Source organism: Streptomyces sp. JLSY215 (assembly GCF_059682825.1).
Genome location: NZ_CM185022.1, coordinates 8730582 through 8745180 on the forward strand (window position 1 = coordinate 8730582; position 14599 = coordinate 8745180).

A 14599-nucleotide genomic window follows, 5' to 3' on the forward strand; every position below is an offset into this window, starting at 1 on the left:
CGGTCGGGCGGGCCGCGTCAGAGGAGGAAGCACGGGTCGAACGGCTGGTGGTGCTCCGTCGCCAGGCCGCGTCCGACGCGCCACCGGCGGTGCAGCTCCGACTCCGCGACGACCTGCTCGATCAACTCCGCCTGGCGGGCGCCCGCGCCGACGGCTCCGGTGCGGGCGCGGTGGCCGTTCTGGTAGCCGCCGAAGTGGGCGACCGGGCTCCATGCGGGGCTGACCGCCGGGAGCTCCTCGTCCATTTCCTCGTACTCGGCCGCGGCGTGGACGATCCGGCCGCCGACGACCGTCAGCAGGGACTCGATGTGGGGGATGTCCCGCTCGGGCACGGTGAAGTAGTCGTCGGACAGGACGGCCAGGTCGCCGTAACAGCCCGGTCGCAGCACGCCCTTGACGTCCTGCTCGCCGGTGAGCGCCGCGCCCGCCGTGGTGTACATCGCGAGCGCGGTCTCCCGGTCCACCCGGTTCTGCGGCGGCCGCACCGTCAGGCCGCCGACCGTACGGCCGGAGACCAGCCAGTGCAGGGCGATCCAGGGGTTGTAGGAGGACACCCGGGTGGCGTCCGTACCGGCGGCCACGGTCAGCCCGCGCTCCAGCATCGCGCGGATCGGTGGGGCCTGTGCGGCGGCGCCGAGGCCGTACCGGCGGGTGAACACCTCACCCTGGAAGGAGAGCCGGTTCTGCACGGAAACAGAGCCGTCGAGCGCCGCGATCCGGTCGAGGCTGTCCCGGGAGACGGTCTCCGCGTGGTCGAAGAGCCACCGGTTTCCGGCGGGGAAGAGCCCCTCGGCGGCGAGCTTCTCGAACACCGCCAGGTCACGGCGGATCGTCTCGTCGTAGGTCGCGTGCAGCCGGAAGCCCCAGCCGTGCTCCATGAGCAGACGCACGGCCTTCTCGAACTCACCTTCATATCCGTCGAGTTCGGGGCGAGGTTCGGCGAAGTTCTCAAAGTCGGCGGCCGCCCAGGTGAGGTTCTCGCCGGCGCCGTTCAGCCGCAGCCACGCGTCGCCGTCCCCCGGGCGGACCGTCTCGACCCAGCGGGTGAGATCGTCGAGCTCCTGGCCGGGGGTCTGCGGGAACAGGTGGTAGGCGATGCGCAGCGAGAGCAGCCCCTCCCGGGCGAGCTCGGTCACCGTGGCGTAGTTCTCGGGGAAGTTCTGGAACCCACCTGCGGCGTCGATCGCGGAGGTCAGCCCGAAGCGGTTCAGCTCACGCAGGAAGTGCCGGGTGGACGTCCTGCGGTCGTCGCCCTCCAGTGCCGGGGCCTTGGCGAGCGTGGAATAGAGGACCAGGGCGCTCGGGGCGGCCAGCAGCATGCCGTTGGGCTCGCCGCCCCGGCCCCGGACGATCCGGCCGCCCTTGGGGTCGGGGGTGCTCCTGGTGTAGCCGACGGCCTTCAGCGCAGCGCGGTTGAGGATCGCCGACTGGTAGAGGTGGAGGACGAACACTGGGGTGTCCGGCGCGGCCTCGTTCAGTTCGGCGGGCGTGGGGAGCCGCCGCTCGGCGAACTGCTCGCACGACCAGCCGCCGACGACGCGCACCCACTGCCCCTTGGGGGTGCGGGCGGCCTGGTCCCGCAGCATCGCCAGGGCCTGGCGCAGCGAGGTCACGCCGTCCCAGCGCAGCTCCAGGACGTAGTTGAGGCCGCCGCGGATCACATGCAGATGCGCGTCGTTGAGCCCGGGCACCACGCACCGGCCGAGCGCGTCGACCACGGTCGTGGACGGTCCGACGGCCGGGGCGATGTCCGCGTCGTCCCCCACTGCCGTGATCAGGCCGTCGCGGATGGCCAGGGCGCCGGCCCGCGGACGGCGGACGTCTCCGGTGTAGATCTTCGCGTTGCGGACGACGACGTCAGCGGCGTCCTCGACGGCGCGGGGAACCAGCCCGCCGACCGGCATTGCAGGCACCTCGTCAGCCTCCTGTGACAGGTTCGGACCGCCGCACGGTGCGGGCGACGGAGGGGGTGTTCGACCGTGCCGAGGTCACGGCCCGGCTCGTTCACACGCCTGACAGGAAGTTAGGCGAGGTTCCTGGTCTCCGATTTGCCCACAGCGCACCGTCTCCGTTCCGGTAGCGCACCGGGGGCGGCCGTCGTCAAGGCCACGGCCCCCGCTGAAGCCGCGGCGGACGGCGTGAAGCCCCGGTACCCGCGTCCGAGCAGGACGGGGAACCGGGGCTTCGGGTCAGGCCGGGCGGGCTGCCGCCGCGGTCACTTGGCGAGGAAGGCCAGCAGCGCCGCGTTCACCTCCTCGGCGTGGGTCCACAGCAGGCCGTGCGGCGCGCCTTCGATCTCCACGTACTCGGCGGAGGGCAGCGCCCGCTGGAAGGGGCGTCCGGTGCTGTCGACCGGCAGGATGCGGTCGCCCGTCCCGTGCAGGATCAGGGTCGGCACGTCGATGCGCGGGATGTCGGCCCGGAAGTCGGTGTACCAGGTGGACGGCGCGGCCGAGGCGGCGTACGCGCCCCCGCCCGCGGCGACGTTCCAGCTGTTGCGGACGGCCTCGTCGCTGATCCTGGTCCCGAGGTTCTCGTCCAGGTTGTAGAAGTCCCGGAAGAATGCGCTGTAGTAGGCGTAGCGGTCGGCCTTCACCGCCGCGACGATGCCGTCGAAGAACTCCTTCGGGGCGGCCCCGTCCGGGTTGTCGTCGGTCTTGAGCAGGTAAGGCTCCAAGGAGCCCAGGAAGGCGGCCTTGGCGACCCGGGCGGAGCCGTAGGTGGACACGTATCGGGCGACCTCGCCGGTGCCCATCGAGAAGCCGACCAGCACCGCGTCCCGGACGTCGAGAGTCTCCAACACCGTGTGGAGGTCCGCGGCGAAGGTGTCGTAGTCGTAACCGACGGTCGGCTGGGAGGACCGGCCGAACCCACGGCGGTCGTAGGTGATCACCCTGTAGCCGGCGTCGAGCAGCGCGGAGCTCTGCCGCTCCCAGGAGTGCCCGTTCAGCGGGAACCCGTGGATGAGGACGACCGGCTGCCCGGAGCCGTGGTCCTCGTAGTAGAGGTCGATGGGGGTGGAGTTCTCCTGGCCGACGGTTATGAACGGCATGGCTCGTCTCTCTCTTCCGGGCAGCGCCTGTGGCTGCGACGGGCCACAAGCTAGGGCCGGCGGTACGCGAACGGTTGCCGCTGAGAGCACTGCGTGTCGTCCGAGAGCGCCCGAGGAGGGCGTACCCGGTGGGGCCGGAATTCAGCGCGGCCGGGCCGGTGTGGCGCCGGCTCAGCCGGACTGCGGCACGCGGGGGTGCCCGCGCGGAGTGAGGGGCGTCGCGGGCAGGACCGGGGGAGGGGAGACGGCCCCCGGGTAGCCCGCGACGCTGCCGAAGCGGTCCGACCCGCGTCGCCACTCCTCACGGGCCTCGGCGATGTCCTGGTGGTCGCGGCCGATGACATCCGCTGCACTACGACGTCGAGTGAGCCCGCAGACACGGTCCCCCCGACCCCGTGGTGCACGGTCTTCAGGTGCCGGCCTGCACCGTGCCCGTTCATGGCCGCGGCGAGGGACCCGGGATCGCTCAGGGAACCCGCCACCAGGTCCACGCCCCGGTCGGCCAGTTCCTGCGCGGCACTGCGGCCGGGGTCGCGGACCAGCGCCCTGGTCCGGGCCCCGCGGGCCAGCAGCGCGTCGATCACGGCCCTGCCCTGCCCTGTCCACCGGTCGTCGCGAGCACCAACACCGGTTCATCGCCCATCGAAGGACTCCTCTCCCAGCAGAGGGGCATCGGATCGGCAGCCGGCCCCGGCAGTCATCATCCGTGCCGGAGGACAGCGCACGGGGCCGACGCGTGGGAGGAGGGCGCTGGAGGGCGCGTCCCGGTGCGCGCAGAGTCATGACGGTCGTGCGACCGGCGCCTAGCGTTCCCCACCGCACACGATTACCGGAAGAAGAGGGACCCATGCAGTTCGGCATCTTCACGGTCGGGGACGTGACGCCCGATCCCACCACCGGCCGTACTCCGTCGGAGCACGAACGCATCAAGGCGATGGTCGCCATCGCACTCAAGGCCGAGGAGGTGGGCCTGGACGTCTTCGCGACCGGCGAGCACCACAACCCGCCGTTCGTGCCGTCGTCACCGACCACGATGCTCGGCCACATCGCCGCCCGCACCGAGAGGCTGATCCTTTCCACCGCCACGACGCTGATCACCACCAGCGACCCCGTGAAGATCGCGGAGGACTTCGCGATGCTCCAGCACCTCGCCGACGGCCGGGTGGACCTGATGCTGGGGCGCGGCAACACCGGTCCCGTCTACCCCTGGTTCGGGCAGGACATTCGGCAGGGCATCCCGCTCGCCCGGGAGAACTACGCGCTGCTGCACCGGCTGTGGCGCGAGAACGTCGTCGACTGGGAGGGGAAGTTCCGCACGCCCCTGCAGGGCTTCACCTCCACTCCCCGCCCGCTGGACGGCGTACCGCCCTTCGTCTGGCACGGCTCCATCCGCTCCCCGGAGATCGCCGACCAGGCGGCCCGCTACGGGGACGGCTTCTTCCACAACAACATCTTCTGGCCGGCCGAGCACACGCGGCGGATGGTCCAGCTGTACCGGCGGCGGTACGCCCACTACGGTCACGGCCGCCCCGAAGATGCCATCGTCGGTCTCGGCGGGCAGGTCTTCATGCGGAAGAACTCGCAGGACGCCGTACGGGAGTTCCGTCCCTACTTCGACAACGCGCCGGTCTACGGCCACGGACCGTCCTTGGAGGACTTCACCGAGCAGACCCCGCTGACGGTGGGCTCACCGCAGCAGGTCATCGATCGAACGCTGTCCTTCCGCGGGACCGTCGGCGACTACCAGCGCCAGCTGTTCCTCATGGACCACGCGGGCCTGCCCCTGAAGACCGTCCTGGAACAGCTCGACATGCTCGGCGAAGAGGTGGTGCCCGTACTGCGCAAGGAGTTCGCCAACGGACGCCCCGCCGATGTGCCGGACGCGCCGACGCACGCGGCCCGGGTCGCCGCCCCGGCGTCCCCGACGGGAGAGACCGCCGCATGAAGCTGGTCGCCGTCTCCGCGGGGCTGAGCACCCCGTCCTCCACCCGTCTGCTCGCGGACCGTCTCGCCGAGGCGGTCCACGGCGAACTCGCCCCTCAGGGACTCGACATGCAGACCCAGGTCGTCGAGCTGCGCGAACTGGCCGTCGCCGTCGCCAACAATCTCGTCACCGGTTTCCCGCCGCCCCCGCTGGCGGCCGCGATCGACGCGGTGACGGGCGCCGCCGGTCTGATCGCCGTCACCCCCGTGTTCACCGCCTCCTACAGCGGCCTGTTCAAGTCCTTCTTCGATCTGATCGATCCGGAGGCTCTCAGCGGCAAGCCGGTCCTGATCGCGGCGACCGGAGGCACGGCCCGCCACTCCCTGGTCCTGGAGCACGCGCTGCGTCCGCTGTTCTCCTACCTGCGCGCCGCCGTCGTCCCCACCGCGGTGTACGCGGCGTCCGAGGACTGGGGGTCGGGCGGCGACGCCTCCACGGAGGGACTGCCCGCCCGCATCCGGCGGGCGGGCGGCGAGCTGGCCGCCCTCATGGCCGCCCGTCCGTCCGAGGCGGCACCCGAGGACGACGTCACCGCGCTCGAACGGCAGCTGTCCGACCTGCGCTTGGACTGAGGCCGCCACCACGGGCCCGGCCTAACCGACGCCGGCCCGGTCCCCGCCTCGTCCGAGGCGGATGACCGCGGCCGGCGTCCGGGCGAGCAGGCCGAGGTCCTGCTCCTGCACGGCGATCACCACCGAGGTCTCGGGCAGCGTCCGGAACAGCTCGGTCAGCAGAGCCTCGGCGGTGGGCCGGTCCAGACCGGCGGTGGGTTCGTCCAGCAGGAGCACCGGGGGGCGCCGCAGCACGGCGCGCGCGATCGCGAGGCGCCGCCGCTGCCCCTGGGACAGCAGACGCCCGCCGGGGCCCACCGGAGCGTCGAGCGGCAGCGCGGAGAGGCCGACCACCTCCTGTACGGCCCGCAGGGCGGCGGTGTCGGCCGAGGGGCAAGCCTGACGGAGATTGGCCGCCACCGTGTCGTCGGCCAGCCAGTCGTCGGCCTCGACCAGGGTGATCGTCTCGGCGGCGACCTGGGCCGGCAGTTCGTGCAGAGGCGTGCCGCCCAGGAGGACCGTGCCGGAAGGGGCCGGTATCCGTCCGGCGAGCTGTCCGAGCAGGGTTGACTTCCCGCTGCCGTTGGGGCCGGTGACCAGCACCAGGCCGGGTCCGGACAGGCTCGTGGTGAGAGCCGCCGACGAGCCGGGAAGCGGCAGTCCGGCCGTCCCCAGGACATGTGCTGTCGGCCGCTGGGAACCTGCGGGTGGCTGTTCGGCGTCCAATGGCGCGAGGCGTCCGGCCGCGTCGCCTGCCTGGCTCAGCAGGTGCAGCAACCGGGGCAGCCGCTCCAGCAACTCCCACCCCGTGGCCATCAGCAGCACCTCGCCCACCACGACCGCGACGGGCTGCGCCGGGCCCGCGCACAGGGCGATCACCAGCACCGACGCCTGACCCACGGCGGCCAGCAGGCGCAGCGCCAGCAGGCCCAGCCGTTCGGCTCGGGCGGCGGCCCACTCGGCGGACTCGACGGCCGTCATCGCGGTCGTTGCCGCCCGTCGCGCCTGTGGTACGGCGTCCAGGCAGCGCAGTTCGTCGAAGGCGGCCCGGCTGCCCAGCAGCATGGTGCGGAGTGCGGCCCTGGCCTCGGCGGCTGTACCCAGATGGGCTCGCGCGCGGCGGTGGGCCCGCCGGGCGCAGACCAGCCCGGCCGCCCAGACGGCCAACTCGGCCGCGCCCAGGAGCGGCATCGCCCCCAGCAGCAGGATCTCGATCAGGCACGCGGTGATGACCGCCGCCGCGAGCGGTGCGCAGACGTTCGCAGGCAGACCTGCGACGGTCTCCACGTCGGAGGTGAGTCGGGCGAGCAGTATTCCGTCGCGTTGTCCGCGCAGCTCACGGGGGGTGAGCCGGGCGGCGCCGCGGGCCAGCCGGGTGCGCAGCGCCACGGAGGCGGACAGCAACGTCCGGTGGCTGACCAGGCGTTCGAGGTAGCGCAGTCCGGTGCGGGCCAGGGCCAACGTCCGCACGGCGCCCGAGGGATACATCCAGGACCACGTGGTGTTGGCCTGGAGGGTGACCACGGCACAGGTCGTCAGGAACCATCCGGACACACCGAGGAGCGCGGCACCGCTGAGTTCGGCCGCGACGGCCAGCAGGGTGCCGGTCAGCAGGGCGCGGCGCGGAGCCGCCCTGCGCAGCAGACGCCAGGCGCCGGTCCCGGTCATCGGATTCTCCCGTCCTTCAGCGTGATGACCTGGTCCGCCAGCGGCAGCAGCGCCGGACTGTGGGTGGCGAGCAGGACCGTACGGTCGCGGGCCAGCGTCCGCAGCGCCGACAGGACCCGCCGCTCCGCCTCCGGGTCGAGGTGCGCGGTGGGTTCGTCCAGGCACAGAAGGGGCGCGTCCCGCAGCAACGCCCGGACAAGGGCCAGTTGCTGGGACTGGCCGGAGGACAGGCCGGTGCCGCGTTCGCCGAGCGGTGTGTTCAGTCCCTGGGGCAGCGCGGTCAGCAGGTCCTCGAAGCCGAGGGAGGCGATGGCGCCCAGCAGGTCGTGGTCGCTCGCAGTCGGCCGGGCCAGGAGAAGGTTCTCGCGCAGGGTGCCGGGCAGCAGGTGCGCCGGCTGGCCCACCCAGGAGACCCGGCCGGGATCGGCGGGGACGGGCCGTCCGTCCAGCATGTGGAGCGCGCGTCCCTCGTGTGGGGCGGACAGCCCCGCCGCCACGGCAAGCAGGGTGGACTTGCCCGCCCCGCTCGGTCCGGTGACGGCGAGGCACCGGGCCGGTGGGATCCGCACATCGACGAGGTCCAGGGCAGGCGCCGCACGCCCCGGATGACGGACCGTCACGGCTTCCAGGCGCACCCCGGGAGGCGCCGCGCCACGGGCCGGCCGGAGCGGCGCGGCCGACGGCAGGTCCGCCTCCTCGGGTGTGTCCAGGACCGGGGCCAGCAGCTCGGCCGCGGCAGCGGCCTGGGCGCGGGCGTGGTAGCCGGCGGCCAGGTCCCGGGCCGGGGCGAAGTAGGCGGGTGCCAGGACGAGGACGAACAGCGCGACGGACAGGCTCATGCGGTCCGGGACGACGGGCAGGTGCAGGTAGTCGAGCAGGACCAGGCCACAGTAGGTGGCCACCACGGCGAGGGTGCCGGTGATGAGCAGCTCGACCCATGCGGTCGACAGAAAGGCGATCCGCAGCACCTTCCCGGTCCGACGGGCGACCTCCCGGTCGTCCCGCTCCAGCGCGCGGGCCGCCTCGTCGTGCGCGCCGAGCCCGACCAGGGTGGGCAGCCCGCGCAGATGGTCCAGCAGCCGGGCCTGATGGGTACGGATCCCGGTCAGCTGGGCGCGGACGGCGTTCTGTGTGCCCAGACCGATGACCTTCAGGTTGGCCGGCAGCAGCGGGGTGGCGGCCAGGACGAGCAGGGCGACGAACCAGCTGCTGCAGGCGATGGAGACCAGCACGAGACCGCTGCCGAGCAGCATGGTGGTCCGCGCGGGCAGGTAACCGGTCAGCCAGTCGGTCAGTTGGTCCACCTCGCCGTCGATGGCCCGGGCGGGCGCCGCCTCGTCCAGGTCGGCGCGGGCCGGCCCGCGGGTGGGCAGTGCCGTCTCGATGATCCGGCGGCGCAACGTCTCGCGGACCACGCGGGCGCCGCGAGCGGCTGCCGCGTCGCCCGCGGCCAGCAGTCCGGCGCGCAGGGCGACTCCGGCGATGGTCAGCAGGGCGGGCAGCACCAGGGCCGTCGCGGGCAGTTCGCCGTGCAGTGCCGACAGGCCGCGTTGCGCACCCCAGGAGAGCCCGCCTGCCCACACCACCGTGCCCGACCGGGCCGCGCCGCGCAGGATTCCCGCGCGGCGCAGCTCGGGCCGACCGACCGCCGCCCAACTCTTCAGCATGGCGGCCACCGGATCGCTGGTTCTGTCCGCGGCCAGTTCGTCCAGCAGTACGGCGGTGCCGCTCACGAGGTGGTCTCCGCGTCGGTGTCCGCGTCGAAGTATCCGGCGCGACCGTCCCTGCGGTCGCCGACGATCCAGGCTGCCAGTGCGACGCAGCCCAGCACCAAGACGCCGATCGGTCCGATCAGATCGGAGGCACCGCCGAACACATCTTGGGAGAGGGCGGTGGCGAGGATGCCGAGCACGGTCAGCACGATGCGCCGCACGATCGTGCGCGGCAGGCCGACGGGCGCCGGTACGTCCGGAAGCGACCGGCCCCGGGCGGGCAGCGGCGGTAGCGGGCTTTCCACCGGATCGCTGTACTTGCCGCGGAAACTCCGCCACGCGCGGATGTTGTAGGCCAGCACGAACGGCATGCACAGGCCGACGCCGAGAACGAGGAAGAGCTGGGAGGAGTGCGGGCTCGCCGCCTGATGGACGGTCAGGCCGGGCGGCACGACCACCGGCAGGGAGGCGACGGCGAGTCCCAGGAGCCCACTGGCCGTCATCGTGGCCACGGCCGCGAACGGCCGCCAGTCGGGGCTGCGGCCGAACCCGTGCCAGGCGACGGCACCGGCCACGGCGGCGACCCCCACGGCGAGCCAGAACAGTACGGCCCGTACCGGCTGGCCCAGCTCGAACTGCTGCGGGTCGGCGCCGGGCAGCAGCAGACCGAGCACGAGCGCCGTGACCACGGTGGCCAGCAGCAGGGACCGTCCGGTGCGGCGGACACTCGACGGGGACCACCCCTCGGTCTTGTCCTGCAGCCAGGCGGCCCCCGCCAGCAGGTAGACCACGACCAGGCCGACGGCGCACAGCACGCCGTAGGGGCTGAACCAGCCGAAGGCCCCGCCGTGGAAAACACCGTCCCGCTGCTGCGGGCCGGTGAGCACGGCACCGAGGACGAGGCCCTGGCACACGGTGGCCGCGAGCGAGGCCCCGCCGAACAGCAGCGCCCAGCCCCGCCGGTAGCGGCCCGCCGCGCTGTGCATCTCCAAACCCAGTCCGCGCAGGATGATCGAGACCAGCATGACGATCAGCGGCAGATAGACGCCGGGCAGCACCACGGCGTAGGCGCCGGGCAGACCGGCCCAGAGGACCACGCCGACCAGGATGAGCCAGCTCTCGTTGGCGTCCCAGGCGGTGGCGACGATCTCGCCGTACTCCCGCCGGCGCTCGGGACCCGCCGCCAGACTGAGCATGCCCACCCCGAGGTCGTAGCCGTCGAGGACGACGTACATGCCCAGTGAGAAGAGGACCAGGGCGTAAGCGGCGTACTCAAGCAACGAGGGCCTCCGGGACGTCGGGCGAGGCGGGGCCGGTGGGCAGCGCCTCGGGGCCGGCCTTGACCGTACGGACGATGTAGCGGGCCCAGATGGCCAGCAGGGTGACGTAGAGAAGGACGAAGCCGGCGAGGGTGGCGGCGACTTCGGCTGTGCTGAGGTGGGAGACCGCGTCCGCGGTGCGCAACTGGCCGTAGACGACCCAGGGCTGGCGGCCCGTCTCGGCGACGATCCAGCCGCCGGTGATGGCGATGATCCCGGCTGGGGTCATCCACACCATCCACCGCAGGAAGCGCGACGAGTCGTACAGGCGCCGGCGCAGGCGCAGGACCACGCCGGCGAAGGCCGTGCCGAACATCAGCAGCGCGGTGAAGTACATGGCGCGGAAGCCGTAGAAGGTGGTCCACATGTTGGGGCGTTCGTCGGGCGGGGTCCCCAGCAGTCCGGGCGTTGTCGTCCTGCCGCTGAGGTCCTGGGCGATGACCGAGCCGAGATAGGGGATCTCGACGTGCAGCCGGTTCTCGCCCTTGTCCGTGTCAGGGATGACGAGCAGGTTGTAGCCGTTGTTGTCGCTCTTCCAGTTGCCCTCGAACGCCTCCAGCTTGGGCAGTTGGTGCTGTCCCATGAAGACGGCAGTGCCGTCACCCACGTACAGCTGCACCGGCATCAGAACCCCGAGGACACCGAGGGCGATGGACAGACAGCGGCGGGCCATGGGCTGGGCGGAGGACCGCTTCTTCACCAGGTACCAGGCGGAGATGCCGCCGACGAACCAGGCCGCGCTGATCAGCACGGCCAGCAGCATGTGCGGGAAGCGGTGGGCGAAGGCGGGGTTGAACAGGATGTCGATCCAGTCCTTCGCGTGGAACTGGCCGTCGACCTTCCGGTAGCCGACCGGGTCCTGCATCCAGCTGTTGGCCGACAGAATCCAGGTGGTGGACAGCAGGGTTCCGAAGGCGACCATCCAGCTGGCCAGGGCCATGGTGCGGGGGCGGATCCGCCCGTCCCCGTACAACATCAGGCCGATGAAACCCGCCTCCAGGAAGAAGGCCGTGATCACCTCCATCCCGATGGTGACCCCGATGACCGGACCGACCGCATGGGCGTACTTCCCCCAGTTCAGGCCGAACTCGAAGGTCATCACCGTGCCCGCGACGACGCCCAGGCCGAACCCGACGGCGAAGATCTTCTTCCAGAACCGGAAGATCTGCAGGTAGAGGGGATTGCCCGTGCGCACGTAGACCGTGTAAGTGACGGCGAGCAGCACGGAGAGCCCGACGGTGAGCGCGGGGAAGGTCATATGGAAGATCGCGGTGATCGCGAACTGCCATCGGGACAGTTCTGCGACGCTGGACGAATCCATGGGCACTCCAGGGGGAGCAGAGACGTGACGGGCGTCGGGCGCGGACCGGGACGTCGTCCGCGCCCGATGCGGGGACATGCACCGCATGAGCGGAAGAGGGCGCGCGGCACCCGCAGCCCGATGCCGTCGGGGCGCCCGAGGGTCTGCTCGCCCGACACCGCACCTTCTGCGTGCCATGCGGACGGCTCAGGCGCGCACCAGCGGGGTGTCGACCAGGTGCTCGGCCAGGAACCACGCCTGCAGTTCGCCGGTGCGGACGATCTGCGAGACCAGCAGGTCGTTGGTGCCGTCGTCGCCCAGCGCGGCGGTGCGGGCGGCCGCGTCATGGGCATCCGTGAGTATGATCTCGTGGGCTTCGAGCAGCCGGGAGAGCATGGCCGGTACCTCCTCCACACCGTCCGGCGGGCGCGGAATCGACGTGATCTCGGCGGCGTGCCGGGGATCGCCCACGGCGACACCACCCAGCGTCTGGACACGCTCGGCGAGAGCGTCGACGAGTTCCAGCTGCTCTCCCGCGTGCTTGTCCAGGAGCAGGTGCAGCTGGTAGAAGGTCGCGCCCCGCATGCTCCAGTGGTGCTTCTTGTAGAGGCCGTGGAGGATCTGGGTGTCCGCCAGCACCTTGTTCAGACGCTGGGACGCGTACATGCGCGCCTCGTAGGACAGTGCGAGGGGGAACTGCTTGACGGTCCCGAACTCCTGGATGACCGAGCCCTTCTGATGCAGCCACGGCTGGCTGCTGATGGGCTTGGAACCGGTGGTCATGACGTGCCTCCTGCGAAGTCGTGCTGAAACGTACGCGGTCGACGCTAGGTGTCGAACCGGCGGCCGCGTTGTCCGCGAGTGCACGCGTAGGTGCCCCTCAGCGCACCGGAGCCGGGCGAGGTCCGATCCGGCGGCGGGGCAGGCCAGGCGGTGCCGACATCACCGATCCCGTGACACCCGACGTGGTGCACTGGCGGCCCGCCCGGCTTGGTGGCCTCCGTCCCGCGCACACCGCCCGGCCCAGTCCGCGGACCAGGGAACTGGCGGCCCACAGCCGACGCCTCCAGTGGCATCGCCGGCGCCCCGGCGCACGATGGGTGTACAGGCGGATCCGGTCGTGGCCGCAGCTGACCAGGCCCCGTTGGGTTGGCCATCAGGCCACCTTGGGTCGATCGCCGTCGGGGGACGGCGGCGTGGGGGCGGCGTTCACGGCTTGTCGGACGGGGCTCCTCCGTGCTTGCCGTCATTCATCATGCGTCCGTGCATGCTCTACTCCATCGGTCGGGAAGTTGCTGCTCCACTCCATGGCGGCAGTCCTCTCAGTTGGGGCCAGGCAGGCGGCACAGGGCGCGGAAGTGTGCGGCGTGCACCCGCCCGGCCGGACCGACCGCCGCCAGCGTGGGAAGCCGGACCCGTTCGCTGCCAAGAATGCGGGCCGGGCGGTGCTGAGCGGGCGGGCGCGAGCTTCCGGGGAGTAAGGCGGCTCACCGAGTGGGTGCAGGACTTGGAGGCCGCTTGCCCCGGCTCGTGGTGCCTCACGCTCCGCAGCTGCTCGGTGTGGTGGGCGTCGGTCCGGACACGGCCGTCACTTCGCTGATCACGATGGGGGACAACCCGGAACGTCTGGGCAGTGAGGCGTCCTCCGCTGCAGGTGGTCCAGATCAAGAGCGTTTTCGCAGGCCTGCGGTCCAGGAGCGTCGACGCTGGAGGCCGCCGGTCTGATCCGCGAGGAGGCAGGCACGACGGACCGACAAGGTGATGGGCGGCATGGCGTCCGCGCGGACGAACACTCTGTACGGTGTCCGTCCGCGCGGCCCATTCGCCTTGGCCCAGGGCTGGACCTGCGCGCGACCTGGTCACCGACGCGGCATCGTCACCAACCCGACCAGGCCCGTCAGAAGCACACCGGCGAGAAGCGCGGGTGCCGAGGACCAGGCGGCCATCAGGACACCGACCGCGGCGACGGGGAACGGAATCCGCTCGACCAGGCTCCTTTGGTGTGGCCGTAGGTGCACGACCCAGACCGTGATCAGGAAGACGGCCGCCGGAACAGTGACCGCTGCGCCGGCAGCAATCGACGAGGCTTCGGCGTGGCGCGTGACGTGATCGGCGTACGCGGCCAGGCCGGCGCCCTCCGCGGTCGCCGAGGCGAAGATCAGGTAGTGGCCGTAGGCCCAGGAGAATCTCCTGCGATGCGCCTGGTGCGTCGTGGCGAGCAGCGTGTGCGCGGGTCTGGTGAAGTACAGCCACCACATGGCGTAGGCCACGAGCAGGCCGCCCGCCGCCAGCGCGTACAGCGAACCGGTGCCGTGATGCCGGTCGAAGGCGCTGCGGACGGCGACGGTGGCGGCCGCGACGCACTCGCCGAGGACGATGAGGGTGAACAGTTCGTAGCGCTCGGCGATGTGGCGCGGATGCCAGGGCGTCATCCCGGCGGACTGCGCCCACACCGGCACGGATACCTCGGCCACGATCATCACCACGATGCCCGGCAGCCGCACCGGATCCGGGACGAAGAGCAACCCCACCCAGCCGAGCTGGCACAACATCACCCCCGTGGCGAAGCGCAGCGTGGTCCTCCGCCGGGCGGGATCGGACAGCGCGGCACGCAGCCACAGCGCGGCCAATGTCGTCCGCAGCACGACGTACCCGAGCGTGATGATGCGCAGATCCCCGTCCTCGAACGCGCGGCGCACACCGGCGGCGAGGACGAGTGAGCCCGTGATCTGCACCAGCACCGTCAGCCGGTACGTGACATCGTCCGGGTCATAGGCGGAGGCGAACCAGGTGAAGTTCATCCACGCCCACCAGATGGTGAAGAAGACCAGCGCGAAGCGCAGCGCACCGCTGGCGTAGTCCCCCTCCGTCAGCGCCTCATGCAGACTCGTGGACGCCTGCGCCACCGCGACGACGAAGCACAGGTCGAAGAAGAGCTCCAGCGGAGTGGCGGTCCGGTGCGGCTCGCCAGGGTTGCGGCCCACCATGGTGCGCCACCGCCTGGCACCCGGGT

11 protein-coding genes are annotated in these 14599 nt (G+C 71.7%); 2 read left to right on the top strand and 9 right to left on the bottom strand.

All coding sequences use genetic code 11. From position 1 onward, the window contains the following. Positions 1 to 17: 17 nt before the first annotated feature. From AC5677_RS38565 to AC5677_RS38575, 3 genes are all read right to left on the bottom strand, one after another. On the bottom strand, positions 18 to 1904 hold the full coding sequence (locus AC5677_RS38565; RefSeq protein ID WP_497196913.1) for an amidohydrolase: 1887 nt from the start codon (positions 1902 to 1904) through the stop codon (positions 18 to 20). A 311-nt stretch (positions 1905 to 2215) separates the two neighbouring features. Then, positions 2216 to 3052, bottom strand: coding sequence for an alpha/beta fold hydrolase (locus tag AC5677_RS38570; RefSeq protein WP_497192525.1), 837 nt, complete (start codon positions 3050 to 3052; stop codon positions 2216 to 2218). 50 nt (positions 3053 to 3102) lie between these two features. Further along, on the bottom strand, positions 3103 to 3636 hold the full coding sequence (locus tag AC5677_RS38575) for an NmrA family NAD(P)-binding protein (protein WP_497192526.1): 534 nt from the start codon (positions 3634 to 3636) through the stop codon (positions 3103 to 3105). 263 nt (positions 3637 to 3899) lie between these two features. On the opposite strand from AC5677_RS38575, the gene AC5677_RS38580 reads away from it, so the two are divergent. Beyond that, positions 3900 to 4997 (top strand): LLM class flavin-dependent oxidoreductase, encoded by a 1098-nt coding sequence (locus tag AC5677_RS38580; protein ID WP_497192527.1) that lies wholly within the window; start codon positions 3900 to 3902, stop codon positions 4995 to 4997. Beyond that, the gene (locus AC5677_RS38585) at positions 4994 to 5608 is read left to right on the top strand and encodes an FMN reductase (protein ID WP_497192528.1); all 615 of its coding nucleotides are present in this window, start codon (positions 4994 to 4996) and stop codon (positions 5606 to 5608) included. The genes AC5677_RS38580 and AC5677_RS38585 overlap by 4 nt, the downstream gene beginning before the upstream one ends. Positions 5609 to 5629: 21 nt before the next feature. Here AC5677_RS38585 and AC5677_RS38590 read toward each other — a convergent pair whose 3' ends face one another. The 6 genes from AC5677_RS38590 to AC5677_RS38615 form a co-directional block, all read right to left on the bottom strand. Beyond that, complete coding sequence (locus AC5677_RS38590) at positions 5630 to 7255, bottom strand: ATP-binding cassette domain-containing protein (RefSeq protein WP_497192529.1); 1626 nt, start codon at positions 7253 to 7255, stop codon at positions 5630 to 5632. Beyond that, the gene (locus AC5677_RS38595; protein ID WP_497192530.1) at positions 7252 to 8988 is read right to left on the bottom strand and encodes an ABC transporter ATP-binding protein/permease; all 1737 of its coding nucleotides are present in this window, start codon (positions 8986 to 8988) and stop codon (positions 7252 to 7254) included. Before AC5677_RS38595 ends, AC5677_RS38590 begins: the two co-directional genes overlap by 4 nt. Then, on the bottom strand, positions 8985 to 10247 hold the full coding sequence (locus AC5677_RS38600) for a cytochrome d ubiquinol oxidase subunit II (protein ID WP_497192531.1): 1263 nt from the start codon (positions 10245 to 10247) through the stop codon (positions 8985 to 8987). The genes AC5677_RS38595 and AC5677_RS38600 overlap by 4 nt, the downstream gene beginning before the upstream one ends. Next, on the bottom strand, positions 10240 to 11607 hold the full coding sequence (locus tag AC5677_RS38605; protein ID WP_497192532.1) for a cytochrome ubiquinol oxidase subunit I: 1368 nt from the start codon (positions 11605 to 11607) through the stop codon (positions 10240 to 10242). The genes AC5677_RS38600 and AC5677_RS38605 overlap by 8 nt, the downstream gene beginning before the upstream one ends. A 186-nt stretch (positions 11608 to 11793) precedes the next feature. Then, complete coding sequence (locus AC5677_RS38610) at positions 11794 to 12369, bottom strand: Dps family protein (protein WP_497192533.1); 576 nt, start codon at positions 12367 to 12369, stop codon at positions 11794 to 11796. A 1076-nt stretch (positions 12370 to 13445) separates the two neighbouring features. Continuing rightward, positions 13446 to 14573: a low temperature requirement protein A gene (locus AC5677_RS38615; RefSeq protein ID WP_497192534.1), complete on the bottom strand. Its 1128-nt coding sequence runs from the start codon at positions 14571 to 14573 to the stop codon at positions 13446 to 13448. Between the last annotated feature and the right edge of the window lie 26 nt (positions 14574 to 14599).